23 protein-coding genes are annotated in these 24,907 nt (G+C 60.3%); 18 read left to right on the forward strand and 5 right to left on the reverse strand.

Going from position 1 to position 24,907, the window contains the following annotated elements; genetic code table 11:
• Positions 1-11: 11 nt before the first annotated feature.
• The 17 genes from FN828_RS04615 to FN828_RS04695 all read left to right on the forward strand — a co-directional run bounded on the left by FN828_RS04615 (position 12) and on the right by FN828_RS04695 (position 17,789).
• Complete coding sequence (locus FN828_RS04615) at positions 12-794, forward strand: enoyl-CoA hydratase/isomerase family protein (RefSeq protein WP_142492218.1); 783 nt, start codon at positions 12-14, stop codon at positions 792-794.
• A 2-nt stretch (positions 795-796) separates the two neighbouring features.
• Positions 797-2,056, forward strand: coding sequence for a dihydrolipoamide acetyltransferase family protein (locus FN828_RS04620; protein ID WP_142492219.1), 1,260 nt, complete (start codon positions 797-799; stop codon positions 2,054-2,056).
• Positions 2,057-2,076: 20 nt separating this feature from the next.
• Entirely contained in the window at positions 2,077-3,249 is a 1,173-nt protein-coding gene (locus tag FN828_RS04625) for an acyl-CoA dehydrogenase family protein (protein WP_142492220.1), read from the forward strand.
• 11 nt (positions 3,250-3,260) lie between these two features.
• Positions 3,261-4,763 (forward strand): AMP-binding protein, encoded by a 1,503-nt coding sequence (locus FN828_RS04630; RefSeq protein WP_142492221.1) that lies wholly within the window; start codon positions 3,261-3,263, stop codon positions 4,761-4,763.
• An 18-nt stretch (positions 4,764-4,781) separates the two neighbouring features.
• A complete protein-coding gene (locus FN828_RS04635; protein WP_235891398.1) occupies positions 4,782-5,435 on the forward strand; it encodes a TetR/AcrR family transcriptional regulator in 654 nt (217 codons plus the stop codon).
• Between the two features lie 95 nt (positions 5,436-5,530).
• A complete protein-coding gene (locus FN828_RS04640; RefSeq protein ID WP_142492222.1) occupies positions 5,531-6,289 on the forward strand; it encodes an IclR family transcriptional regulator in 759 nt (252 codons plus the stop codon).
• 67 nt (positions 6,290-6,356) lie between these two features.
• On the forward strand, positions 6,357-6,809 hold the full coding sequence (locus tag FN828_RS04645; RefSeq protein ID WP_185958928.1) for a MaoC family dehydratase: 453 nt from the start codon (positions 6,357-6,359) through the stop codon (positions 6,807-6,809).
• On the forward strand, positions 6,806-7,960 hold the full coding sequence (locus FN828_RS04650; protein ID WP_142492224.1) for an acyl-CoA dehydrogenase family protein: 1,155 nt from the start codon (positions 6,806-6,808) through the stop codon (positions 7,958-7,960). Before FN828_RS04645 ends, FN828_RS04650 begins: the two co-directional genes overlap by 4 nt.
• Positions 7,961-8,059: 99 nt before the next feature.
• The gene (locus FN828_RS04655) at positions 8,060-9,196 is read left to right on the forward strand and encodes an acyl-CoA dehydrogenase family protein (RefSeq protein WP_142492225.1); all 1,137 of its coding nucleotides are present in this window, start codon (positions 8,060-8,062) and stop codon (positions 9,194-9,196) included.
• A gap of 243 nt (positions 9,197-9,439) precedes the next feature.
• On the forward strand, positions 9,440-10,258 hold the full coding sequence (locus FN828_RS04660; RefSeq protein ID WP_142492226.1) for an enoyl-CoA hydratase/isomerase family protein: 819 nt from the start codon (positions 9,440-9,442) through the stop codon (positions 10,256-10,258).
• Positions 10,255-11,418: a thiolase family protein gene (locus tag FN828_RS04665; protein WP_142492227.1), complete on the forward strand. Its 1,164-nt coding sequence runs from the start codon at positions 10,255-10,257 to the stop codon at positions 11,416-11,418. Before FN828_RS04660 ends, FN828_RS04665 begins: the two co-directional genes overlap by 4 nt.
• Before the next feature lie 5 nt (positions 11,419-11,423).
• Positions 11,424-11,831: a Zn-ribbon domain-containing OB-fold protein gene (locus tag FN828_RS04670; protein WP_142492228.1), complete on the forward strand. Its 408-nt coding sequence runs from the start codon at positions 11,424-11,426 to the stop codon at positions 11,829-11,831.
• Positions 11,828-12,214: a hotdog family protein gene (locus tag FN828_RS04675; RefSeq protein WP_142492229.1), complete on the forward strand. Its 387-nt coding sequence runs from the start codon at positions 11,828-11,830 to the stop codon at positions 12,212-12,214. Before FN828_RS04670 ends, FN828_RS04675 begins: the two co-directional genes overlap by 4 nt.
• Positions 12,202-12,588: a MaoC family dehydratase gene (locus FN828_RS04680; RefSeq protein ID WP_142492230.1), complete on the forward strand. Its 387-nt coding sequence runs from the start codon at positions 12,202-12,204 to the stop codon at positions 12,586-12,588. Before FN828_RS04675 ends, FN828_RS04680 begins: the two co-directional genes overlap by 13 nt.
• A complete protein-coding gene (locus FN828_RS04685) occupies positions 12,585-14,693 on the forward strand; it encodes an acetate--CoA ligase family protein (RefSeq protein WP_142492231.1) in 2,109 nt (702 codons plus the stop codon). Before FN828_RS04680 ends, FN828_RS04685 begins: the two co-directional genes overlap by 4 nt.
• 154 nt (positions 14,694-14,847) lie before the next feature.
• Entirely contained in the window at positions 14,848-16,764 is a 1,917-nt protein-coding gene (locus FN828_RS04690) for a TRAP transporter permease (protein WP_185958929.1), read from the forward strand.
• A 29-nt stretch (positions 16,765-16,793) separates the two neighbouring features.
• On the forward strand, positions 16,794-17,789 hold the full coding sequence (locus FN828_RS04695) for a TAXI family TRAP transporter solute-binding subunit (RefSeq protein WP_142492233.1): 996 nt from the start codon (positions 16,794-16,796) through the stop codon (positions 17,787-17,789).
• Positions 17,790-17,988: 199 nt separating this feature from the next.
• Here the strand turns inward: FN828_RS04695 and FN828_RS04700 are convergent, their stop codons facing one another.
• From FN828_RS04700 to FN828_RS04715, 4 genes are read right to left on the reverse strand one after another with little or no spacing between them, the layout of a single operon-like run.
• Complete coding sequence (locus FN828_RS04700; RefSeq protein ID WP_142492234.1) at positions 17,989-19,182, reverse strand: M20 aminoacylase family protein; 1,194 nt, start codon at positions 19,180-19,182, stop codon at positions 17,989-17,991.
• A gap of 34 nt (positions 19,183-19,216) precedes the next feature.
• Entirely contained in the window at positions 19,217-19,732 is a 516-nt protein-coding gene (locus FN828_RS04705) for a TRAP transporter small permease (protein ID WP_142492235.1), read from the reverse strand.
• Positions 19,733-19,761: 29 nt separating this feature from the next.
• Positions 19,762-20,739 carry a TRAP transporter substrate-binding protein gene (locus FN828_RS04710; protein WP_235891399.1) on the reverse strand — a complete coding sequence of 326 codons (978 nt, stop codon included), beginning with the start codon at positions 20,737-20,739 and terminating at the stop codon, positions 19,762-19,764.
• Positions 20,740-20,770: 31 nt separating this feature from the next.
• Complete coding sequence (locus tag FN828_RS04715) at positions 20,771-22,051, reverse strand: TRAP transporter large permease (protein WP_142492236.1); 1,281 nt, start codon at positions 22,049-22,051, stop codon at positions 20,771-20,773.
• 149 nt (positions 22,052-22,200) lie between these two features.
• On the opposite strand from FN828_RS04715, the gene FN828_RS04720 reads away from it, so the two are divergent.
• Positions 22,201-23,103, forward strand: coding sequence for a LysR family transcriptional regulator (locus FN828_RS04720; RefSeq protein ID WP_142492237.1), 903 nt, complete (start codon positions 22,201-22,203; stop codon positions 23,101-23,103).
• Between the two features lie 122 nt (positions 23,104-23,225).
• Here FN828_RS04720 and FN828_RS04725 read toward each other — a convergent pair whose 3' ends face one another.
• A complete protein-coding gene (locus FN828_RS04725; protein WP_142492238.1) occupies positions 23,226-24,854 on the reverse strand; it encodes an AMP-binding protein in 1,629 nt (542 codons plus the stop codon).
• Positions 24,855-24,907 lie beyond the last annotated feature (53 nt).

Consider the following 24,907-nt stretch of genomic DNA (forward strand, 5'->3'; position numbering starts at 1 on the left):
AGGAGTTTCAGATGACCACCGACCCTATTTTGCTGGATGTGGACAACGCGATTGCCACGATCACCATCAACCGCCCCGAAACCCTGAACGCGCTGGATGTGCAGACGATCCGGGCCATGCACCGGGTGCTGGACAAGGTGGAAAAAGACCCCGATGTGCGGGTTCTGATTTTCACCGGCGCGGGCCGGGCGTTTATCGCGGGTGGTGATATTGCCGATCTGAATTCGCGTCAGGGCCTACCGCATTATCAGGAATTCGCCGAGGAAATCCACGGCCTGTTCCGGCGGATCGAAACCTTTGACAAGCCCACGATCGGGGCGGTGAACGGATTTGCGCTGGGGGGCGGGACGGAATTGCTACTGGCGCTGGATATTCGCATCCTGTCGGACAAATCCCGGCTGGGCCTGCCGGAAATCACGCTGGGCCTGTTTCCCGGCGCAGGTGGCACGCAGCGGATCATCCGGCAGTTGCCGCTGTGTCGTGCCAAGGAAATCATGTACACCGGCGACATGCTGACCCCGGACGAGGCCGTCAGCGTCGGGCTGGCAAACCGGGTAGTGGCGCACGATACGCTGATGGACAGCGCCCGCGAAACCGCCGCCAAGATCGCCCATAAATCGCCGCTGGTTCTGAAGCTGCTGAAACGCACGCTGGTGGATGGCGGGGATATGCCGCTGGCGGCGGCCTTGCGACATGAACAGGCGATGATCGGTCTGGTTCTGGACAGCGCCGACGCCCATGAAGGATGCAGCGCCTTTTTGGAAAAACGCGACGCGACATTCACGGGACGCTGAGCATGACCGATCTTGTGATGCCGAAATTCGGCCTGACCATGACCGAAGGATTGCTGAGCGAATGGCACGTCACTCCGGGCGCGGCCTTTCAGGCAGGCGATCTGCTGTTCACGGTCGAAACCGAAAAAGTCGCCAACGAGGTCGAGGCCGAGGCCGATGGCGTCCTGGCGGAAATTCTGGTGGCGGCAGGGGAAACCGTTCCCGTTGGCAGCCCGGTGGCCCGGCTGGCGGGGGACGTAGCAGCGGCTGCCGGTCCGTCCGGGGCTATGGAGATGGCAGCGGCAGAGCCTGCGACGCAGGACGCGCCGTCAGCTCGCAAGCTGATGGCGGAACATGACATTGCCCGCGAACAGGTCACGCCTACGGGCCGTGACGGGCGGGTGATGAAAGAGGACGTGCTGCGCGTGATCGCAACGCCGCTGGCCCGGCGTATTGCCGCACAAAAGGGTGTGGATTTACAGGGTATCGCGGGTTCCGGTCCCAAGGGACGGATCAAGGCCCGCGATGTGGAAACCGCACCAATTGCAACCTCCCCGGCCCCGCATCCCGCGGCCCAGACCGCGGTGACAGAGATCATTCCCGATGCGATCCGTCTGGCCACGGCGCAGCGGGTCAGCGCCGCCAAACGCGAGATTCCGCATTTCTATGTCACGCATGAGGCCGAACTGAGCGCCTTGTCCGCGCTGCGGGCGCAATTGAATGCCGACCCCGCCGCCCCGCGCATTTCGGTGACGCATATGCTAATCCGGGCGCTGGGAATCGCACTGACCGAACGCCCGGCAATGAACCGCATCTGGGCGGGCGACCGGATCGTGGCCTTTGGTCAGGCCAATATCGGAATGGTTGCGGAAACCCCCGAAGGGCTGCGGATTCCGGTGATCCGCGACGCCGGAGGCGTATCGTTGGACGAGGTGGCCGCGCAGGCGCGCGAACTGACCGACCGCGCCCGCGCCGGGGGCTTGCGCCCGTCGGATGTCGGGGACGGGGTGATTGCCATTTCCAATGTCGGCATGTTTGGCGTCACGTCTTTGACGCCGATCATCAACCCACCCAATGCGATGATCCTGGGCGTGGGGGCCGAACGGCAGGTGTTCCGCCCCGATGCCAGCGGCGCCCCCGCGCTGCGGCGCGAACTGACCCTGACGCTGGCCTGCGATCACCGCATCATTGACGGGGCCGATGCCGCCCGTTTTCTGGCCGATCTGGCCACCCTTCTGGAAACGCCTCTGCGTCTGCTGCGCCCCGCGCGTCAGGCCGCCTGACCCAACACCCGGAGCCCGATATGGATTTCATTCTGAACGACGAACAAAAACTGATGATCGAAACCGCCCGCAAGGTGGGCGAGGCCTTTGGCCCCGACTACTGGCGGCAGCACGACGCCGACAAGGCGTTTCCCTCGGAATGCTGGCAGGCGATCTGCGACGCCGGTCTGGCCGGGGCAATGTTGCCCGAAGAATTGGGCGGGGCAGGACTGGGTATGGTCGAGGTCGCGCTGATCATCGAGGAACTCTGCGCCGGGGGCGCTGGTGCAACGCTGGCACAGGTATTCATGCTGAACCCGATTTTCGGCGGCGTGTCGGTGGCGAAATATGGCACCGACCAGATGAAACGCGACTGGCTACCGAAAATGTGCAGCGGTGAAATGCAGTTCTGCATGGCGCTGACCGAACCGGATGCAGGGACCAATTCATTGGAACTGCGCACGACTGCTGTGGCGGATTCCGGTGGCTGGCGGCTGAACGGGCAAAAAATCTGGATCACCGGGGTGCCACAATCCCAGAAAATGCTGGTGGTGGCTCGGACCACGCCCGTCGACCAATCCCCGAAAAAGACCCGTGGAATAAGCCTGTTCATGATCGACACCGACCGCGAGGGCGTCAGCTATACCGCAATTGACAAGCTGGGCACCAACACACTGTCATCCAGTCAGGTGTATTTCGACAACGTGCATGTCCGCGCCGATGAATTGATCGGGGATGTGGACAAGGGCTGGCATCAGTTGCTGGACGTGCTGAACACCGAACGCATCGTCACCACCGCCGGTCTGGTGGGCGCAGGGCGTCTGGCGATCCGGCTGGGCGTGGATTATGCCAAGGAACGCCGGGTGTTCGGCACCACCCCGATCGGTGCCTATCAGTCGATCCAGTTCCCGCTGGCGCAACACTGGGCCGAACTGGAAGCCGCGAAGCTGCTGAACCTCAAGGCCGCGTCGCTGTTCGATCATGGCGTCCCATTCGGATCGGAAAGCAATGCCGCGAAGCTGATCGCGTCGCAGGCGGCCTCGGCCGTGGCGGAACGGGCGATGCAGGTGATGGGCGGCATGGGCTTTGCCAAGGAAATGCACGCCGAGCGGCTGTGGCGCGATGCGCGGCTGTTCCGGTTTGCCCCGGTATCCGAAGAGATGATCCTGAACTATATTGCAACGGCCAATCTGGGCCTGCCCCGCTCGTACTAAGGAACCTGACCATGCTGAACCTGTCCGCACAGTTGCGTTTTCACGCCCGCATCCGTCCACAGGCGGAGGCGCTGATTTATGGCGATACACAGCTGGACTGGGCCACGCTGGATCAACGGGTGCGGCGACTGGCGGGCGGGTTGCAGGCACGGGGGATCGGGCCGGACAGTATCGTTGGCATGATGATGAAAAATTCAAGCGCCTTCATCGAATTGCTGTATGCGCTGTCGCATCTGGGCGCGGTGTCGCTGCCGATGAATTTCCGCCTATCAGCCGAGGAGATCGGCTATATCACCGGCCATGCCGGGGTGGATCTGGTGCTGGCGGATGCGGAATTTGCCCCGGTTTTGGAAGGGATGGACCGCCCGGTTCTGCTGCTGGATACAGCGGCGCAATCCGATCCCGGCCTTGTGCTGGGCGGTGATCCGATAGATGCGCCGCAGCCCCGCGCGGGCGGTGATCTGATGCGGCTGATGTATACGTCCGGCACCACGGACCGCCCCAAGGGCGTAACCCACAGCTATGACAATTTCCATTACAAGAACATGGATATGGTTCTGTCGCTGCAACTGAGTGCGCAGGATCGGCTGTGCATGGTGGGGCCGCTGTATCACGTGGGGGCCTGCGATCTGCCGGGAATGGCCGTGCATATGGTGGGCGGCACGCTGGTGGTGCTGCGCGATTACGATGCGCAACAAGTGGTGGACACAATCGCACGGGAACGGATTACCGGGATCTGGCTGGCCCCGGTGATGACCAGCGGCATTCTGGCGCTGGAACGGGACGGACTGCCCGATCTGTCGTCCTTGCGATGGTGTATCGCAGGCGGGGATCGCACCCCCGAAAGCCGTATCCGTGATTTCGGCAACTTGTTCCCGAAGGCCCGTTATATCGACGCCTATGGCATGACCGAAACCGTATCGGGTGACACGCTGATGGAACCGGGCCGCGAGATCGACAAGATCGGGTCGGTCGGGCGGCCCGTCAGCATGGTAGAACTGGAAATCCGCGACGATGCGGGGGCCGTCCAGCCCATCGGGGAAGCCGGGGAAATCTGTATGCGCGGACCGAAAGTCACGCGCGGCTATTGGAAAGACCCCGAGCGCACCGCCGCCGCCATGTTCCCGGACGGGTTCCTGCGATCCGGCGATGTGGGTTATCTGGATCAGGACGGGTTCCTGTTCCTGACCGACCGCAAGAAGGACATGATCATTTCGGGCGGGGAAAACATTGCCTCGTCCGAGTTGGAACGAGTGATTTTCATGATGCCGCAGGTCGAAGATGTGGCCGTGATCGCCAAGCCCGATGACAAATGGGGCGAGGTGCCGATGGCCGTGATCGTACCACGCCCCGGCCAATCACTGACACTGGACCAGTTGACCGCCTTTTGCCGCAGCCGGCTGGCTGGTTTCAAGTGCCCCAAGGACATGCGTCTGGTTCAGGCTTTGCCCCGCAATCCGTCTGGCAAAATCCTGAAGCGTGTGCTACGGGATGAGACCCTGAAAGACCTGTGACAAGCCTTGGATGTGCCTGTGCCGAACCCGAAAGACACCACCACCGCAGAAGCCGAAGTTCCGTCTTTCAAGCGTCCCCGTAAGAAAACCAAGCTGACGCGGGATGAAAAGGCGCAACTGACCTATCGCAATCTGATGGATGCGGCAGCGGATATTGTCGGGGAAATGGGCTATGCCGCCACGTCGATCGCCAAGGTGACAGAGGCGGCAGGCGTGGCCCACGGCACGTTCTATAATTACTTCAAGGACCGTCAGGGGCTGTTCGATGTGTTGCTGCCCTATGTCGGGCAGAAGATGACTGACCAGATCACCACCGATCTGACCCATGTCGGCACCGGGATCGAACGGGAAATCGCACGGTTCCGCGCCTATTGCGCCTATCTGAAAGCCAATCCCGGTTTTTACCGCGTCCTGTACGAAGCCGAGGTTTTTGCCCCGGTCGCCCATGAAGCCCATATCAAACGGCTGAGCGACGGCTATCACCGCGCCCTGAAACGCGCGATGGAGGCCGGGGATTTGCGGCGCATGTCAGACGCGGAGCTGGCGGCGGTGGTGTCGATCCTGCTGGGCGCACGAGCCTATATCGCAATGCAGTACAAAGACAGCGGCGACATCCCGGAAACGGCTGTGCAGGGATATGCCAACCTGATGCGGTATGGGCTGTTTTCGTAACCCTGCGGCAACGATGCCTCATTCAGGCAGTTTACAATCTGCAAGCGGCCGCCATATTCTCTTGTGAGAATAGTGTTTCCAATTTGAGAGATTCCATGAAAGAAAGCGCACCGGAAAAACTTGTCGGGGCTTTGGTAAACGGGCTGGCAATCCTGCGGTATCTGCAAAAAGCGCGGGGCGGGGTTGGCGTCACACAGGTGGCGCGGGATCTGGCAATCAACCCATCGACTTGCTTCAACCTGTTGCGGACGCTGGTTCATGAAGGGCTGGCAAGTTTCGACCAGACCACGAAAACCTATGCGCTGTCGATGGGCGTGGTGTCGCTGGCGCAGGGGGCGCTGGACCGGGAAAACCACATTCGCGTACTGCATCCTGAATTGCAGCGTCTGGCGTTGAAATTCGGGGTGGCCATGAACCTGTGGCAGGTGGTCGAAGAAGATCGGGTGGTGCTGGTGGACCGGGCAGAACCCACAGCGACGGTGCAAATTTCAATGCGGATCGGGCAAAGGCTGCCGCTGTTCTCTGGTGCATTGGGGCGGTGCTTTGCCACGCTCAGCAATCTGCCAAAGGCTAAAATGGAACGCCAGTTCAAGAAGGTACGCCTGGCCCGCCCACTGGATTTCGACCAGTGGTACACCGAATTGCAACAGGTGCGCGAAGCCGGGTTCGCAGTAGACCGGGGCAATTTCGCCATTGGGATCACCACCGTCGCCATCGCCCTTTCCGACGCCAAGGGGCAGCCCTTTTTGGCGGTCAGCGCCATCGGCATTTCCGAACAGATCGACGATGCAAAGCTGGAAGCGCTGAGCCACAACATGCTGGGATTGGCTAAGATCGCCGAACAGAAAGGCTAATCAATCAAATAAATGACTTGTGATTCATAAATCACAAAGATTAACCTTCCTACAAAGGGAGGTTATGATGGAATCATGTAACGACTATTGGTACGACACCCTGCTGCCCGGCACAGTCCTGTCACTGCCGACAATAGATTGCAGTGCCGCGCGGATTGCCCGGCATTCAGAGCTGTTCAACGCCTATCACCCGATCAACACCAGTTCGGACAACCGCTTTGGCCGCGCCATTGCGCATGGGCCGCATCCGGTGGCGCAGGCCATGGCATCCATCGGGAATGTACTGGGCGACAGCCTGATCGCGATGGGACAGCTTGGCCCGTGGCGGTTCCTGTCCCCCGCTTTTGTCGGCGATAGCCTGACCGCTGACGCCACGGTGATCGGTCGCACCGCCCCCACGCGGGGCAGCGGCACGGTTGTACTGGAAATCCGCATCACCGCTCCGGACGGACGGGTTTCACAAATCGGCGAGGCGCATCTGATCGTGCGGCAGCGCCCCAATCCCAAGGACAAGCCATGATCTGGACTCAGGAACACGACGAATTGCGCCGCACCACGAAGGCTGTGGTGGACACCCATGTGAACCCTTTTGTCGACCAATGGGAGGAAGAGGGCATTTTCCCCGGCCGTCAGGTGATGAAAGCCTTTGGCAATGCCGGACTGCTGGGGATCGGCAAAGCCGCCGAATGGGGCGGGATGGAACTGGATTTTTCGTTCGAGATCGCCTTTGCCGAGGAGTTGGGGAATATCCGCACGATGGGCATTTGTTCGGCCATCGGGGTACAGACCAACATGTGTACCCCGGCGCTGGCCAAACATGGCAGCGACCGGCTGAAGGCAGAGTTCCTGGCCCCGACCATCGCGGGCGATCTGGTCGGCTGTATCGGCGTCAGCGAAGCGAGCGCTGGATCGGATGTGGCACAGTTAAAAACCCATGCCCGTAAAGATGGTGGCGATTACATCATAAACGGATCGAAGATGTGGATCACCAACGGGGTTCAGGGCGATTGGATTTGCCTGCTGGTCAATACCGACACGGATAACGGTCCCCATCGCAACAAATCCCTGATCGCCCTGCCCTTGGACACGCCCGGCATCACCGTGGGCAAGAAACTGGACAAGGTGGGGTATCGGTCCTCGGACACGGCGCTGTTGTTCTTTGACGATGTGCGCATTTCGCAGGCCAACCTGATCGGCGAAGAGGGCCACGGGTTCCGCTATCAGATGGAACAGTTTCAGGAGGAACGCCTGTTTGTCACCGCCCGGTCGTGGCGGTTTCTGGACATCGCGATTGAAGAAACTATCGACTATCTGCGCCAGCGCAAAGCCTTTGGCAAACCATTGCTGGACAATCAATACATCTATTTCAAGCTGGCTGAAATGCAGGCCCAGATCGAATCCGTCCGGGCGCTGCTGTACCGCGCATTAGAGGCTTATCTGAACGGCGAGGACGTGACCAAGCTGGCGTCGATGGCGAAATACCTGATCGGGCGGCTGTCGATGGAAATCCCGGTAGAATTGACCCAGTTCTGGGGCGGTCAGGGGTTCATGAACGACAACTTCATCACCCGCGTGTACCGCGAAGCCCGGCAAACCGCCGTAGGGGGCGGCGCGAACGAGGTGATGTTGCAGATCATCGCGAAAAAGATGGGGATTTTCCCCAAATCCTGACGATAGACGGCTTTGCGGTCTTGCCAAGGGATCGCAAAGCCAATTATTCTCCATCTCAAATATTATTCTCAAATAAGAATATCGGAGGAGAGAGGGAAGATGGACTTCACCTTTACAGAGGAACACGAACAGGTCCGCGATATGGTCCGGCGCTTTGCCGCGTCGGAAATCACACCGATTGCCCGCAAACACGATGACGACGAAACCTTTCCGCCGGAAATGTTCCGCAAATGGGGTGAACTGGGCCTGCTGGGGGTGCGCTATCCGACCGAAGATGGCGGGTCCGGCATGGACAAAATCAGCGATTGCATCGTGCGCGAAGAACTGAGCTATGCCAGTCAGGCGTTCGCGTCCTCTTGGTCAGCCCATACCCATCTGGGGATCTGGCCGATCTGGAAGGCAGGCACGCCCGAGCAAAAAGCGAAATACCTGCCCGCCGCATTCGAAGGCAGGAGGATCAGCGCCTTTGGCCTGTCAGAACCCGGTGGCGGATCGAATATTCGCGCCCTGTCCACCAAGGCAGAAAAGATTGAGGGCGGCTGGCGAATTTCCGGGGCGAAGACGTATATCACCAACTCTCCGATTGCGGATTTCATGCTGCTGGCGGCCCGCACCTCGCCCGAGTTGAAGCCCCATGCAATCAGCCTGTTCATTATCGACCTGCCCAACCCCGCCGTATCCATCCACAAACTAGAGAAAGAGGGGATTCGAGCGTCGGAAACCGGACTGATCCATTTCGACGGGCTGGAAGTCCCGGACGATGCCTTGCTGGGGCACCAGACCGGCACCTATCCGATCATTATCGACTCGCTGTCGGAAAACCGGGTCGGGGTGGCCGCGAATGCCTTGGGGATGGCCCGCGCGGCGCGGGATGCGTCCATCGCCTATGCCCGTGAACGCGAAGTGGCGGGCAAACGGCTGGGGCAATATCAGGCCATCGCCCACAAGATCGCCGACATGGATGCGGAAATCGAAGCCGCCCGCTGGCTGGTCTATCACGGGGCTTGGCTGGTCGATCAAAACCGGCTGACCACGCATATGGCTGCCAAGGTCAAGCTGTTTGCCTCAGAAGTTGCAGTGCGGGCATCGGAACAAGCAATCCGCATCCACGGCGGCGCGGGGATCATGCGGGATTATTCCGTGGGACGCATTCATCGCGACGCGTTGGTTTATGTCATTGGCGAAGGCACCTCGGAGGTGCAGCGCAACCTGATTTCGCGCGCGCTGGAGCTGTAAGCCCCAAAGCGCCGAACCCCGTTCCGGTCTTGTTCCTTCCCGTACCAAGACCGGAACGGACCATTTTCCCAACCCTTATACGCCCCCTACCCCGGCCCAGTGCCGGGCCTGTTGCGTTGCGCGCCACCTGTCCGGAACTGCGGTGCGCAAGAGTCTAAAAAATGATTGACAGGTCATTTTCTAGATTCCAATATTCTCTATATAAAAATAAATTCACCATTGCGAAAATATGAAGGAGGAGACATGACCGGCGCATTCCAGACACTGACCTATGAAACCCGAGGTCAGACCGGCATCATCACCTTCACCCGGCCCGAAGTTCGGCACAGTTTGGACATCGCCATGCGCGATGAAATCGCCGCCTTGCTGCCAGCGATCCGCGCGGACCGGGGGCTGCGGTCTCTGATCCTGACCGGCAGCGGCGGTGCATTCTGTTCCGGGGGCGATCTGAAGGCCTTGACCGAAGAAGAACGCCCCGTAGACGAAAACCGCGAACGGATTGCCAAGCTGCACACATGGTTCACCGAGCTGTCCAATCTGGAATTACCAGTGATTGCTGCGGTGGATGGCCCGGCCTTTGGCGCGGGGTTCAATCTGGCGCTGGCGGCGGATTTCATTCTGGCCAGCCCCCGCGCCCGGTTCTGTGCCGTGTTCGGGCGGATCGGTCTGGTTCCCGATCTGGGTGGGTTCTTTTTGCTGCCGCGCATTGTGGGGCTGGCCCGCGCCAAGGAACTGGTAATGACCGCCCGGTCCCTGTCTGCCGCCGAAGCGCAGGATATGGGGATCGTCTTGGAAATTCACGCCCCTGAAACCCTGCTGGAAGCCGCACTGACCTTTGCAAAGCGGTTCGATACATCATCACGGCTGGCGGCAGGCATGGCAAAAACCATCCTGAATCAGGCACTTCATACCGATCAGCGGGCGCTGGCCGACATGGAAGCCATGGCGCAGGCGCTGTGCCTTGCCTCGGACTATCACAAGGAAGCGGTTCAACGCTTCCTGGACAAGAAACCCCTTGAATTTGACTGGGACAGCATGACCAAGAAAGACACGCCCCGATGACGCCGCGCAAACAGCATACAGCTTGTATTACCGGCGTCGCCGATACGGCGATGGGCGAGTTGCCCGGATCGACCGCGCTGGGGCTACACGCCGAAGCCGCCAATGCCGCACTGAAAGACGCGGGCCTGACCGCGCAGGATATTGACGGCGTGTTATGCGGCTATTCGATGACCGTCCCACATCTGATGCTGAGTTCAGTGTTCAGCGAATATTTCGGGATCAGTCCCAGCTTCAACACCGCCATTCAGGCCGGGGGGGCGACCGCCTGTATTATGCTGGCCAATGCGGTGGCACTGGTGGAATCCGGGGCGTGCCGTCATGTGCTGTGCGTCACCGGCGACAACCGTCTGACGGGGATGACACGCGACGGGGCCGTGGCGGCGCTGGCCACAGTGGGCCACCCTGAATTCGAACAACCCTATGGCATGTCGGTTCCGGCCTCCTATGCGCTGGTGGCGCAGGCTTATCTGCATTGGTACGGCGTGTCGCGGGACGAATTATCCGCCATTGCGGTGGCAGCTCGCAAACATGCTGCCCTGCATCCCAAGGCGACCAAACGCGATCCGCTGACGCTGGAGGATGTCGCCAACAGCCGCGTTATCGCGTCGCCGCTGCGGCTGCTGGATTGCTGTCTGATTTCCGATGGCGGCGCGGCGGTGATCGTCAGCGCAGCGGATGCGGCGCGGGACACCCGCAAACCCGTGCGGGTATTGGGCAGCGGACAGGGACATACCCATGAACATATCATGGCCGCCCCATCCCTGACGGAATTCGGCTGCAAAGCCTCCTCGGCGCTGGCGTTTGCGCAGGCGGGGGTGACGGCGCGGGACATCGACGTCGCGGAAATCTATGACAGTTTCACCATCACCTTGCTGGCAGAACTGGAATCCATCGGGTTCTTTGAAAAGGGCGAGGCAGGCAAAGCTGCCTTGGCGGGCGATCTGTCGCTGGGCGGGCGGTTGCCCACCAACACCCACGGCGGCCTGATGAGCTATGGCCATTCCGGGGCCGCTGGCGGTGCCTTTCATATCGTCGAAGCCGTTCACCAGTTGCGGGCCGAGGCCGAAGCCCGGCAGGTCCGGGGGGCCGAATTGGCCTTTGTCCACGGCGATGGCGGCATTCTGTCGGCACATTGCAGCCTTGTTCTGGGACAGGAGTAACGCGAATGGATCTACCCATCCCCACCCCGAATGCCGATACCCGCCCCTATTGGGATGCCGCGCAACAGGGGCGTCTGGTACTTCAGCATTGCAGCGCTTGCGGGGCGGTTCAGGCCGTACCGCGCAGCTATTGCGGCGCCTGTCACTCCAACGCGCTGATCTGGCGCGAAAGCAACCGGCGCGGCGTGATCGCCAGCTTTTCCATCGTCCATCGTGGCCCGACCAGCGCATTCCGCGATCACCTGCCCTATGTGCTGGCGCTGGTCGACATGACCGAAGGCGTGCGGCTGATGCTGAACGTGATTGGCACCGACCGGCTGGACACACAGATCGGCGATCCGGTGGAAATCGTGTTCGAACCGCGTGGTGCAGAAGGGTTCAAGATGCCGCAAGCCCAAAGGAGCCGCGTATGATCACCTTTGACGATTTCCAGCCCGGCCATAGCTTCGGCGCGGCGCCTGTCACGCTGGACGACGCCTTGTTTGCCAAATGGACAGCGCTGTTCCCCGACGACGACGCCTGTGCGCCCGACATGCCCGAAGGCATGACCGCCGTTCTGGTGATGAACGCCTACATGGAACTGATTGCCCCGCGCCCGCCCGGCAATGTCCATGCCAGCCAAGCCTTTGCGCTGCACCGCCTGCCAAAGCTGGGCCAGACCGTCAGCACCACCGTCACCTGTACCGGCAAAGAGCTGCGCAATGGCCGCCGCTGGCTGGATCTGGAAACCCAAAGCCATGACGAAGACGGCAATTTTCTGTTTTCCGGCACGATGAGGATGATATGGGCAGCCTGACCGATACCCCCGCACCCGCAGATCGCACCAGCACCGTCGCGCTGGAAATCTCTGCCGAAGTGATCGGCAAATATGCCGTGATCACCAATGATTTCAATCCTATCCATGTGGACCCCGCCTTTGCCGCGACCACGCCGATGAAGGGTGTAATCGCCCACGGCACCATGTCTCTGGCGCTGATTTGGCAGATGCTGCGGCGCGAATTTGGCGCGGCCCGCTGCGCTAGCGCCACGCTGGACATCCGGTTCACCAAGCCCGTGCGGATCGGCGACCGGCTGACCGCCCGGCATGACCCGCAGGACGGCGTCGGCTTTGCCGTTTGGGTGGAAAATCAAGATGGCGATCCGGTCATCAAGGGAAGTGCAAAGCTATGACCCATGCGTTCAAGACTCTGGATGTGCTGCTGAACCCGCAGTCGATTGCGGTTGTGGGGGCGTCGTCGAACCCGTTGAAGATCGGCGGGCGGCCCATCGCCTATATGAAAAAGCTGGGCTATGCTGGTCAGATTTATCCGATCAACCCCAAGGCCGATATGGTGCAGGGATTGCAGGCCTATCCGTCCCTGTCCGCCATCGGTGCGCCGGTTGATCTGGCCATTGTCGCGGCGGCTGCCGCGTCAGTCGAGGACATCCTGCGCGACGGGATCGCCGCCGGGGTAAAAGCCTTTGTCGTGTTTTCTTCCGGCTTTGGGGAATATTCGGCAGACGGCGCGGCGATACAGGCCCGCCTGCGCCAGATGTGCGAGGCCGCCGGGGCGTTGTTGCTGGGGCCGAATTGTCTGGGCGCGATCAATATTCGCAACCATGTCATCGCGTCCTTCACCACCGCGATGGAGGATCACGCCCTAATCGAAGGGGGCTTTGGCTTCGTGTCGCAAAGCGGGGCGCTGGGGGCCTATTGGCTGGACATGGTATTTCAGCGCGGGATCGGTGTGTCGTCTTGGATCGCCACCGGAAACGAGGCCGGGATCACCGTGTCCGATGCCATTCACCATCTGGCCCATGATCCCGACACCCGCGTGATCGGTTGTTATATCGAAGACATCAAGGATGGCCCGGCCTTCCGCGATGCCGCATTGACCGCCATCGCGGCGGGCAAACCCGTTTTGCTGATCAAATCGGGCCGCTCGCAAACCGGCGCGGCGGCTGCGGCATCACATACCGGGGCGCTGGCGGGCGAAGATGCCCGTTATCAGGCCCTGTTCGACCAGATCGGTATCGTGCGGGTGAATTCGCTGTCCGATATGATGTCGGTCGCCCGGCTGATCCTGCTGCAACCGCCTGCATCCGGCCCCAATGTCGGAGTGATCAGCGTATCGGGCGGTGCCGGTGTCATGCTGGCGGACGAACTGGACGAGGCCGGATTTGCCGTACCGCCCTTTGACGCAGAAACACAGGCGCGGATCAATGACGCGCTTCCCGGCTTCGTTTCGGCCAATAACCCGCTGGATGTCACCGGCAGCGTGGCCGGGGACAGCGGGATTTTCGGCCGGGTGCTGGATGCGTTGGGTAATGCCCCGGATCACGACAGTTTCGTGCTGTTCATCGGGCTGATGGTCAGTATTTCCAAAGACCTGTCTGAAAGTCTGGTCCGGGCCTTTGCCAATCGCGGCAAACAGGTGGCCGTGGTCTGGATCGGCGCCCCGGCGCAGGTGGTCCGGGAACTGGAAGCACATGGTCTGCCAGTCTTCCCCGACATTCCCGAAGCGGTACATGCGATGAAAATCGCACGGCAGATCGGTGCGGCCCGTGACAAGGCCCATCGCCTGCGCGGCACGCAATGGTCCGCCCCCCTGCCCGCCCCTACTACGCTGGAGGCCCGCGCCGAGGTTCGGGCGCAGGATTTCATCCGCGCCCAATCCAGTCTGGCCTTTCCCGATCAGGTTCTGATCCAGACCCCGGACCAGGCAGCGGCGGCGTTGACTGCGCTGACCCCACCCCTGGCAGTCAAGCTGCAAAGCCCCGACATGCTGCACAAAAGCGAACATGGCGGGGTCAAACTGGGACTCGAGGATGCCGATACGCTGAAACGCACCGTGCAGGACATGCTGGACATCGCCAACACGGGGGCGTTGCGGCTGGACGGTATCCTGCTTCAGGAAATGTCGCCCATCGCGCAGGAACTGATCGTGGGGTTCAAGCGGGACGCAGTATTTGGCCCGCTGCTGCTGATCGGACGCGGCGGAGTCGAGGTGGAGTTACGCCCCGACAGCGCGATGGCCTATTTACCGCTGACACCCGATGCCGTGCTGGACCTGCTGCGCGGGCTGACGACCGCCCCGCTGTTTGACGGGTATCGCGGCGGCCCCAAGGGCGACCTGTCCGGATTGGCACAGGCTCTGGCCGACTTGGGGAATGCCTTTGCCGCCGACCCCACCATCGAGGAGATAGAAATCAACCCGCTGGCCCTGACCCGCGACGGGCGGTTCGTGGCGCTGGATGCGCTGTCGCTGCACCGCGCCGCCGCCGATCCGGGATAAGCACCGCCGGGGGCGGCCCATTCGCCCCACAGAGGTTCGGACACAGCCCCCCGCTGTATCCGCAACATCACATTCTGACATGACTGACCGGCGTCTTGGTCCGTCCCCGCCCCTTTCGGGGTCAGGACCAGCGCCAACCGGAGGAGCCAACCCCATGACCGATGCTACAGCATCCCCAACCGGCGCGTTCCGCGCGATACCACGTGCGATGATTGCTGTGATCGCGATCGCCACCGCCGCCTTTTTCATCTACACCGCGTGGTATGGCAGCTATCCCGCGCTGATCCAGCGATCAATCATGCTGGGATCGGCGATGTGCCTGGTCTTTCTGGGTTGGGCGCAACGTACCCCGCCCAACCCCCTGAAACACAAAGTGCTGTTGGTATCGCTGTATCTGGGGGTGGCGTCCAGCGTGGTGACGATGGGGTTCATCGTCATGAATTTCCAAGTCATCGCCGAAAGCGCGGGCTTTTATGGCCAGACCGAAGTGGTGCTGGCGACGATCATGGTGGGCACCTTGCTGTTTGCCACTTGGCTGGCCTTTGGCCCGGCGCTGCCGATTATCGCCATCGCGTTCATCCTGTACGCGCTGTTCGGGCGGGAAATGCCCGACATTCTGTCCCACCGGGGGCTGAAATGGAACTCGCTGATGGCTGGCAACTACCTGACCACCAAGGGCGTACTGGGGGTTCCGCTGGGCGTTGTGGCCGATGTGGTTCTCTACTTCCTGTTGTTTTCGTCCTTTCTGGCGGCAACCGGGGCGTCTGACACCTTTGTCCGCCTGTCGCAATTGATGGTGGGGCGGATGCGGGGCGGCCCGGCCAAGATCGCCGTGGTGGGCAGCGGTCTTCTGGGCAGCATTTCCGGGTCTGCCGTGGCCAATGTAGCTGCAAGCGGCACCTTTACCATTCCCATGATGAAGCGCGTCGGATACGCGCCGCATTTCGCTGGCGCGGTCGAGGCCGTGGCCTCGTCGGGCAGTCAGTTGATGCCGCCGGTGATGGGCGCTGCTGTGTTCATCATGGCCGATATGCTTCAGGTCGGATACGGCACGATCATTCTGGCAGCGGTGTTTCCGGCGCTGATCTACTATATCAACCTGTTTTTGGTGGTCGATCTGGAGGCCAGCAAGAAAGGGCTGCGGGGGCTGGATGCCTTCGAGAAGGACAAAACCCGTGAATTGCTGAAAGATTCCGGTTACTTGCTGGCCCCTCTGGTGGTGTTGTTCGGCATGGTCATGCTGCAATATTCACCCCGCTATGCGGCACTTCTGTCGTTGGCGCTGCTATTGACGCTGAACCTGCTGCAACCGCGTCATCGGCTGTCCTTTCGGGCGCTGGTGAATGCGTTGATCGACGGTATGACCAGCGTCGCGCCCGTGGCCGTGGCCGTTGCTGTGGCCGGGATCGTTGTGGGCGTCGTCGAAGTGACCGGACTGGGGCTGAACCTGACCACGATCATGGCCAAGGCGGCGGAAAATTCGCTGCTACTGTTGCTGATACTGACCATGATCAGTTCCATCGTGCTGGGCATGGGGCTGCCGACCGTGGCCTGCTATATCATTCTGGCGCTGATTATCGCGCCAGTGATGGTGCGGCTGGGCGTGCCGCCATTGGCTGCGCATATGTTCGTGTTTTATTTCGGCACCTTGTCGGCGATCACCCCGCCTGTCGCGTTGGGATCGTTCACTGCCGCCGGGATTGCCGGGGCGTCACCGCTACAAACCTCGGTCACGTCGCTGCGGATCGCGCTGCCAGCATTCCTGATGCCCTATATTTTCGTGTTCCAGCCCGGCCTGCTGTTTCAGGGCGATGTCCTGGGACTGCTGGTGCCGTTGCTGAACGTTTCCATCGCCGTAGTTGGCCTGTCGGCAGCCACCGTGGGCTATTTCCGCGGCCATGTCGGATTGCCGCGCCGCGCCATGTTCCTGGTCGGTGCGCTGATGGCCTTTGCCCCTGATCATCTGAGCGATGTGCTGGGCGCCGCACTGATCGCGCTGGCCATTGCCATCGGTGAATTCACACGACCAAGGCCCGGCCTGATCCCCACTCGGGAACAAGCCGAGCACTGACCTCTCTGGTAACATCAAAGGAGGAGAAGATGACCATGAGACTGAAAAAGACCGGCCTGCGGGCCAGCCTGTTGGGACTGGCCACCGTTGCGGCGCTTGGCGGCGCGGCCTTGGCGCAGGACCGGACCGAACTGGGTTTCGCCACCTCGTCCAGCGGCGGCACCGGCTATATGTATGCGGTTGCCGTGGCCACTGTGGTGAACGAAGACAGCCCTGATCTGAAAATCACCCCCTTCCCCAGCGCGGGCGTGGTGGAAAATGACCGCCTGCTGCGCGGCGACGAGGCGCAACTGATCCTGCATACCGGCGGGCAGGCCTACAGTTCGTATCGGGGCGAGGGCAAATACCCGTCCGCCTTTACCGATCTGCGGGCGATCATGCCGATCTATGCATCACTGGTTCAAATGATCGTCCCCAAGGAATTGGAATCAAAGACCCCAGGTGAACTGAAAGGCAAACGTGTCGGTCTGGGGGAACCGGGATCGTCGGCCAACACCTATGTGCGGCAGGTTCTGAAAGCCGAAGGCGTGAATGACGGCGACTATGACGCCCGCCCCAACAGCCTGACGGAACAGGTGGCCGGGGTACGCGACGGCAATCTGGATGCGCTGACCACAGTCATGGGCAGCGGCGCGCCCGCGCTTCAGGATCTGGCCACCAGCCGTAACGTGCGCTGGCTGTCCGTGTCGCCTGAAACGCTGACAGCCGTGATGGGCATGAACCCTCCGGGGGCGGTGGTGCCGGTGACGATCCCGGCGGGCACCTATGCGCAGCAAGACGACAATGTGCAGACCTTCGGTGTGCCGATCTGGATCATGGCCCGCGCCGATCTGCCTGATGCGGCTGTGACACAGATCATCACCCGGTTCCTGGGCAATATGGACCGTGCCCGCGAAGTGCATCCCATCGTCAACGGCACCACGAAAGATTTCGTCGCGGGCGCAACACCGCCGGTACAGTGGCACCCCGCCGCCGCTGCCGCGCTATCGGAAATGGGATATTCCACGCTACCGTTTAGCCAGTAAAAACTATTGCCGCCAAGCAGCTTAACTGGCTTGGCGGCAACGCAATGCGTCCTCTGTCATCGGCTACCCGACCGAGTTTAAGGCAGGCATACCCTTGGGCAGAGGCTCTGCATGAGGGGGAGTTGGAAAGAACCCGACCGGATTGGCCCAGAGGAATGCCGAAGGCGCGGCTGCGCAATCGACTGCACCCAAGAGGTTTCTAATTCTGGCCCAATTCGGCCTGCACAAGGTTCAGCCAATAGGCAATCCCAATCGGCAGCAGCGCGTCGTTGAAGTTGAACTTTGGAGTATGAACAAAGGCTGAATCTGGCCCATCCCCGTTGCCGATCATCACATAAGCACCCGGCACTTTTTCCAGCATAAAGGCGAAATCCTCGCTGGCGCCTTGGGGGGTTGCATTCGCATTCACATCATCGCCCCCGACCGTGTGGCTGGCCGCAATCAGGGCAGTTTCAACGTTTTCCGGGCTATTCACCAGCGGCGGATAGCGCCGGGTATAAATCGTTTCCACCCGCACATCAAAAGGTGCCGCCGCCCCCTGTGCCAAGGCATCAATCATGTGTTCAACCGTATCCCGCACGGACGGGGTATAGGTGCGGGCCGTGCCGCGGATCGTGACTTTGGGCGGAATGATGTTGGGGCTGTTGTAATCCCCTGCCGCGATATGCCCGACCGAAATCACCGCGCTGTCCGTCCCAGCCACCCGGCGCGAAATAGCTGACCCGAGCGAAGCGATAAACTGCCCCGCCGGAACGGTCGGGTCGATGCTGCGTTCGGGCATGGCCCCATGACCGCCGGTGCCGTGAAACTGTACTTCCCATGTATCCCCGGCGGACATGAAACCGCCGCTGCGGGTAATCACCTGCCCCAAGGGGCGTTGCGGATTGTTGTGAACCGCATAAACGGCATCGCACGGGAACAGATCAAACAACCCGTCCTCGATCATCACACGCGCACCGCCAAGGCCCTCCTCGGCGGGTTGAAATATGAAATGTACGGTGCCCGCGAAATCGGGGTTTTGCGCCAGCTTTTCCGCGGCCCCCATTAGCATCGCCGTATGCCCGTCATGGCCGCAAGCGTGCATTTTCCCCGGCACGGTCGAGGCATAGGGAAGCCCGGTTTCCTCCTCGATAAACAAGGCATCCATATCCGCCCGCAACCCGATCACGCGCTGCCCCGGTCGATTGCCCTGCAAGGTTCCAACCACCCCGGTTTTCCCCAGCCCGCGATGCACCTGCATCCCCAGCCGCTCCAGATGCGCGGCGACGATACCGGCGGTACGCGTTTCCTCGAATGCGGTTTCGGGATGGGCGTGAATATCCCGGCGAATATCAGTCAGGCGTTGGATAAATTCGCGGTCAGCAGCAATTGCTGCCGGTAAAACAGGCGACATTCTGGAACTCCAAGATAGGGAACGATGGGGGGATTTATTCGGGTTGGCTTAACGATTTTACAATCATTGAAAGCCCGTGCAGCCCAATCGCAAGAATAAAGACCGGCACTGTGACAGAGACGAAAATCATCGACATATCAAATGTTTCCGCCTTGACGTTAAGCGTTCGCATCAAAAACGACCGGGCCACATTCATCTTTGGGCCAAAGAAACAGTACCACAGGATCGGGCTAAAAAAGATCACCACGGACGCGGCCTGAATGGCCCCCGCGATCAATCGTTTGGGGCGCCCGGTTTCAGGGCCATAGCTGACCAAAGCGGGATCAAATCGCGCCTTAAAGGACACGCTGGCTCCCAGCAGCCCAACCCAGACCATAGCATAACGCGCGGCCTCCTCGGTCCATGCAGGGGGCGAGGAAAAGCCATAACGCGCCAACACCTGAAGGCAGATCAGGCCGACCATAACGGCCAGAAAGAAAATGGCGACCACCCGCAAAACGCGATCAACTGCGTCGCTAACGGAACTGATTGCGGTGACGAAACCTGTCATGTTCGATATCCTGCGGGTGGTTTGTTTGCTTATTTAACGTGTGGCGCGATCACGTCGATGATCCGCTGAGGCACCAGATCGGGCCACAGAACCTTGGTCGCGGCGACGAACTTGTCGCGCTCACCGTCCTTCAGCGGGGTGATCGTGATGCCGCCCTTTTGAATGATGTCTTCGAATACTGGCACCATATTTTTGGCCCACGCCCGGTTGGCCGCGGTTCCCGCAGCAACCGCCGCATCAACCCAGCCCTGTTCTTCGTCGCTCAGGTCATCATACCAATCGGACGACAGCATCACGACCTTGGGCACAACGCCCGCATCCATTGGGGTGAAATGCTTCAACAGTTCCACCTGACCCGCCGCTACGACGGTCGAGGGCGGATTGAAATGCCCAACCGCCACGCCGGTTTGCAACGCGTTCGGCGTTTCGGCCCAGCTGACAACGGTCGGACGTGCGCCCCAGGCTTCCATGTATTTCACCTGATCGCCGTTCTGGGCGCGAAAGCGCATTCCCTCGACATCGGCCATCGTGCTGATCGGTTTTTCCGTGTTGAACAGGCCCAAAGACCCACCACGCATGGCAAACCCGGCAATACGAACCCCACGCGCGGCAGTGTCTTTGTTCATGTGATCATATGCGCCCGAATTTTCCAGCGCCGCGTCAAACTGCGCTTCGCTGCTGAACAGGAACGGCAGGAACAGGACATGCGAAAATTCCGACGCTTTGAACAATGTGCCGCCATTGGCCACGTTCACATTGATCAGACCTTGGGACACCTGATCGAAGCGTTCGCTTTCCTTGCCCAGCGAATTGGCCGGGTGGATCACGCTTTGAACGCCATGTTCGGCAAGGCTGTTGGCGAAGGCTTCGATAAAGACATATTCGGCGTCGCGCACCGGGTCTTCGGTTCCGGCAAAGGCGATAACCACATCGTCCATTGCCTGTGCCGCCGATGCAAAGGCAAGCACGCTGGCCGTGGCTGCCATCAGGGTTTTCAGTTTATTCAAGGTGTTTCCTCCGGGTTTATCAGGGTTGGGGTCAGTGCAGCCCCATCAGGCGCGGCAGCGTCAACGAGATGTCAGGCACCAGCGCCAGTACGAAAAGCAGGATCATTTCAGCGATCAGGAAGGGCAGAACCGCGCGCACCAGACGCCAATAGCCAATTTCCACCACGGTCGAGAGGATCAGCAACACGCCCCCCAAGGGCGGGGTCAGCAGCCCCACGGTCAGGTTAAAGCAAACCACAATCCCCATGTGGACCGGATCAATCCCAAGCGCGATGGCCGGTGGGATCAACAGCGGGCCAAGCAAGGCCACCGCCGCTTTGACGTCCATGAACATCCCCGCAACGATGAAAATCAGGTTCAGCATCAGCATATAACCCGTCGGGCCAAGCCCAAGCTGCGTGACCAGTTCCCCAAGCTTGCGCGGCAGTTGTTCAATCGAGGTCAGGTAGCCAAAGGTCGCAATCGCCACCAGAATGATGAACACCGCCCCCGACAACATGCCCGTGCGCAGCATCGATTCCCACACGTCTTGCCGTGAAATCCGGCCATAGAATTTGCCCACCAAAAACGCGGCCAGCACTGCGACGCCAGCAGCCTCGGCCGGGGTCATGAAGCCGAACAGGATGCCGGACAGCATAATGACGGGCAGCGACAGTGCAGGCAGCGCGTAGCGCAGCGAAGGCCAGAAGGCGGGGATTTCGGCACCTTTGCCGCCAGGGTGGTCATCGCGGTGGGCATAGATCGCGTTGATGACCATCAGAACAGCCGCCAGCAAAAGCCCCGGCACGATACCCGCCGCAAACAAAGCCACAACCGAAGTATTCAGCAGCGCACCATAGAAAATCAGGATGATCGACGGCGGAATAATCGGCCCGATGATCGACGAGGCCGCCGTGATCGCCGCCGCATAATCGCGCGAGTAGCCCTGCTTCTCCATCACCGGCACAAGCGTATTCCCAAGCGCCGCGGCATCCGCCGTGGCCGACCCGGAAATGCCCGCAAAGAACACCGAGGTCAGGATGTTCACATGCCCAAGGCCGCCTTTCAGCCGCCCCATCATCGACATGGAAAACCGGATCAGCGCCTCGGTCACGCCGCCACGGTTCATCAATTCACCCGTCAGGATGAACAGCGGCATGGCCAGAAATGCGAACACGTCCAGTTGGCTCATGACCTTCTGGGGCAGCGCAGCAAGATAGCGGGTTTGGTCGAAAGCCCAAAATCCAAGGATCGTGGCGCTACCAACGAAATAGGCAATCGCGGTGCCCGCGAAGACCGACATCAAAAGGAAAATAAAGGGTAAGGCGTGCATATATCTCTCCGTTGCCGGATTGGAGAACGAAAGCACCCCATAGTCAATTGACTATAATATTCCTAATCTATAGCTTTTAACTATAGTAAATTCGCTCTCCTCTCCTCTGCTACCCAGAGGGGACAATCCCGACAATAGAAAGACATCGCATGTCTGGCCCAAATCTTCACCGCCTTCAGATTTTCCAAATTGTCTATGAAATGCAGAACATTAGCGCGGCTTCACGCAAGTTGGGATTGGCCCAGCCAACGCTAAGCCGCCATCTGGCCGTTTTGGAAAAGGAACTTGGGTTTGAGCTGTTCCTGAATGTCGGCGGGCGGATCGAACCAACGTGGGAAGCGCAGCGCCTTTACGAGGAAACCGCCGGTCTGTTTGAACGGGTCGCGCAGGTTGAAAAAAGCGTCGAGGCAATTCGAATCGGCGCACAGTCGTCGCTGCGGGTTATCACCTCCAGCGCGCTGGCTTTAGAAGTCGTCCCGGCCGCCATTGGTGAAATTTACCAGAAGATGCCCGAACTGGATCTGGTGCTGGAAGGCGGCGGTCAGCGCGCCCAGATCGAGGCGTTACGCTGCAACGCCGCCGATATTGCCGTGGGCGGTGTTTTGGAAAACCCAACCGGGTTACGTCAAACCGTGCTGGGAAAGTTTCCAGTTGTCGCCGTGATGAAGGCCGATCACCCCCTAGCCATACACGACTGCTTTGATCTGGCCAGTCTGGAACATCACGCCAGCATCATGCAAAACCCCAAAGCGCCAATCGGGGCATTTATCTTTGCCGAACTGGCCCGTCGCGGCATCACCCCTAAACGATACATTTCTGCCTATACCCTGCCCTTCAGCGTCAGTCTGGCCCGGCATATGGATCTGTGTACCGTAACGGATTTCTTTTCCGCGAAGGCCCTGAAAGACGACACCATCGTCATCAAGCCGCTGTCTGACCCGCTTTATCTGGAACTGGTGACACTGGAACCCGCCTCGGCGGGGCGCAAACGCGGTGTTGCAGAATTCAAGGCTGCCCTGAAACGTGCATTGCAAAGGCAGCTTAGGGGGTAATCATGATCTTCGTGGCCTTCATGCCGTGCCTCGAACACGAGGCCGGGGCGCGATCACATGGACGAACCATGCGGCATTTGCCGGGCAGAGCCATGCCTTTCGGATGGCTCTGCCCCCTTGGTTTACCGATCCCGCAGCTCGCGGCGCAGGATTTTGCCGACGGCGGTTTTGGGCAGCTCGTCGATAAAGGCGATCTGTTTTGGCACTTTGTAGGCGGTCAGGTTGGCGCGGCAATGCGCGATGACATCATCGGCGCTTAGGGTGTCGTCTTTCTTCACGCAGAACACCTTGACCGCCTCGCCGGTTTTTTCATCCGGCACCCCCACACAGGCGCTTTCGACCAGTCCGTCCATGCCTGCCAGAACGTCCTCGATCTCATTCGGGAAGACGTTAAACCCGGACACAAGGATCATATCCTTTTTGCGGTCCACGATGCGGAAATATCCGGCGTCATCCATCACCGCGATATCGCCGGTTTTGAAATACCCGTCCTTGGTAAAGGATTTGGCATTCGCGTCCTCGTTGCGCCAATAGCCGGGCATGATTTGCGGCCCCTTGGCACATAGTTCGCCGGTCTGGCCCTGCGGGACTTCGTTTTCGTCATCGTCCAGAATGACGATATCGGTGGTGGGGAACGGCAACCCGATCGAGGCCGTCGCGTCATCCGAGGTCATCAGGTTCATCGTCAGCACCGGGCCGGTTTCCGACAGGCCGTAGCCTTCGATGATGTGAATGCCGGTCACACCGCGCCAGCGATCCGATACCGCCTTTTGCACCGGCGCACCGCCACCAAAGGACAGTTTCAGCGCGCTGTGATCAATCTGGGCAAAACCCGGATGATGCAGCAGCCCCACATACAACGTATTTACCCCGGTAAAAATCGTGATCGGCTGTTTACCCCAATCGGCTACAAAGGCATCCATATCGCGCGGGTTGGTGATCAGCACATTTGATGCGCCCAACCGATAGAACGACAGCAGGTTCACCATCAGCGCAAAGATATGGTACAGCGGCAGCGCGGTGATGATGGTTTCTTCGCCTTCCTTGACCATGCCATTGAACCACACGATCAGGGTTTCGATGTTTGACACAAGGTTGCCGTGGGTCAGTTGGGCACCCTTGGACAGGCCCGTGGTGCCGCCGGTGTATTGCAGGAAAATCAGATCGTCCTGCGTCATGTCCGGGTGGGTATAGGGCATGTCCCTGCCCTGCTCTAACACCTGCGCCAGCGGCGTAGCGATGTCTGACAGGCGTGGGTCCACCGGGATCGTGGGCAATCCGCGCGGTTTTACATCGTCCAGCCCCAGCGTGATCACCGTCTTGATCCCGGTTTCGGTCACGATCTGGGCCAGCGTCGGGGTGGACTGGTTGAAGATCACGATCACATCGGCGTCAGCATCGTTCAACTGGTGTTTCAATTCGCGCGGGGAATACAGCGGATTGACGTTCACCTGCACCGCCCCTGCCCGGATGATACCGAAACTGATCGGCGCATAGGCCAGCACATTCGGCGTCATTAGCGCGATCCGGTCGCCCTTTTTCACACCCAGTTTTGTTTGCAGCCACGCCGCGAAATCGCGCGACAAAGCCTCGGTTTCGGCAAAGCTCAGTTCCGCCCCAAGGTTGGTATAGGCCATCCGGTCGCCAAACCGGGCCGAGGCCTGTTCGATGATGTCCAGAACGGTCCCGTTTGCCGTGGTGTCAATCTCTGCCGGGATGGTCCCGTAATGCTGAAGCCAGGGTTTTCCCATGATGATCCTCCTCCTTAGTGCAACAATGCTTCGGCCCTGCGCCGGCTCCGGCG

Source organism: Thalassovita litoralis (assembly GCF_900182725.1).
Taxonomy (GTDB): Bacteria; Pseudomonadota; Alphaproteobacteria; order Rhodobacterales; family Rhodobacteraceae; genus Thalassobius; species Thalassobius litoralis.

What these genes read in the sequence shown, in the direction of transcription:
- FN828_RS04705 (WP_142492235.1), bottom strand. Translation starts at nt 19,732, where the DNA reads ATGACAGGTTTCGTCACCGCAATCAGTTCCGTTAGCGACGCAGTTGAT.
- FN828_RS04685 (WP_142492231.1), top strand. Translation starts at nt 12,585, where the DNA reads ATGACCCATGCGTTCAAGACTCTGGATGTGCTGCTGAACCCGCAGTCG.
- FN828_RS04720 (WP_142492237.1), top strand. Translation starts at nt 22,201, where the DNA reads ATGTCTGGCCCAAATCTTCACCGCCTTCAGATTTTCCAAATTGTCTAT.
- FN828_RS04680 (WP_142492230.1), top strand. Translation starts at nt 12,202, where the DNA reads ATGGGCAGCCTGACCGATACCCCCGCACCCGCAGATCGCACCAGCACC.
- FN828_RS04630 (WP_142492221.1), top strand. Translation starts at nt 3,261, where the DNA reads ATGCTGAACCTGTCCGCACAGTTGCGTTTTCACGCCCGCATCCGTCCA.
- FN828_RS04620 (WP_142492219.1), top strand. Translation starts at nt 797, where the DNA reads ATGACCGATCTTGTGATGCCGAAATTCGGCCTGACCATGACCGAAGGA.
- FN828_RS04615 (WP_142492218.1), top strand. Translation starts at nt 12, where the DNA reads ATGACCACCGACCCTATTTTGCTGGATGTGGACAACGCGATTGCCACG.
- FN828_RS04660 (WP_142492226.1), top strand. Translation starts at nt 9,440, where the DNA reads ATGACCGGCGCATTCCAGACACTGACCTATGAAACCCGAGGTCAGACC.
- FN828_RS04650 (WP_142492224.1), top strand. Translation starts at nt 6,806, where the DNA reads ATGATCTGGACTCAGGAACACGACGAATTGCGCCGCACCACGAAGGCT.
- FN828_RS04625 (WP_142492220.1), top strand. Translation starts at nt 2,077, where the DNA reads ATGGATTTCATTCTGAACGACGAACAAAAACTGATGATCGAAACCGCC.
- FN828_RS04675 (WP_142492229.1), top strand. Translation starts at nt 11,828, where the DNA reads ATGATCACCTTTGACGATTTCCAGCCCGGCCATAGCTTCGGCGCGGCG.
- FN828_RS04695 (WP_142492233.1), top strand. Translation starts at nt 16,794, where the DNA reads ATGACCATGAGACTGAAAAAGACCGGCCTGCGGGCCAGCCTGTTGGGA.
- FN828_RS04645 (WP_185958928.1), top strand. Translation starts at nt 6,357, where the DNA reads ATGGAATCATGTAACGACTATTGGTACGACACCCTGCTGCCCGGCACA.
- FN828_RS04725 (WP_142492238.1), bottom strand. Translation starts at nt 24,854, where the DNA reads ATGGGAAAACCCTGGCTTCAGCATTACGGGACCATCCCGGCAGAGATT.
- FN828_RS04700 (WP_142492234.1), bottom strand. Translation starts at nt 19,182, where the DNA reads ATGTCGCCTGTTTTACCGGCAGCAATTGCTGCTGACCGCGAATTTATC.
- FN828_RS04655 (WP_142492225.1), top strand. Translation starts at nt 8,060, where the DNA reads ATGGACTTCACCTTTACAGAGGAACACGAACAGGTCCGCGATATGGTC.
- FN828_RS04665 (WP_142492227.1), top strand. Translation starts at nt 10,255, where the DNA reads ATGACGCCGCGCAAACAGCATACAGCTTGTATTACCGGCGTCGCCGAT.
- FN828_RS04715 (WP_142492236.1), bottom strand. Translation starts at nt 22,051, where the DNA reads ATGCACGCCTTACCCTTTATTTTCCTTTTGATGTCGGTCTTCGCGGGC.
- FN828_RS04670 (WP_142492228.1), top strand. Translation starts at nt 11,424, where the DNA reads ATGGATCTACCCATCCCCACCCCGAATGCCGATACCCGCCCCTATTGG.
- FN828_RS04690 (WP_185958929.1), top strand. Translation starts at nt 14,848, where the DNA reads ATGACCGATGCTACAGCATCCCCAACCGGCGCGTTCCGCGCGATACCA.
- FN828_RS04640 (WP_142492222.1), top strand. Translation starts at nt 5,531, where the DNA reads ATGAAAGAAAGCGCACCGGAAAAACTTGTCGGGGCTTTGGTAAACGGG.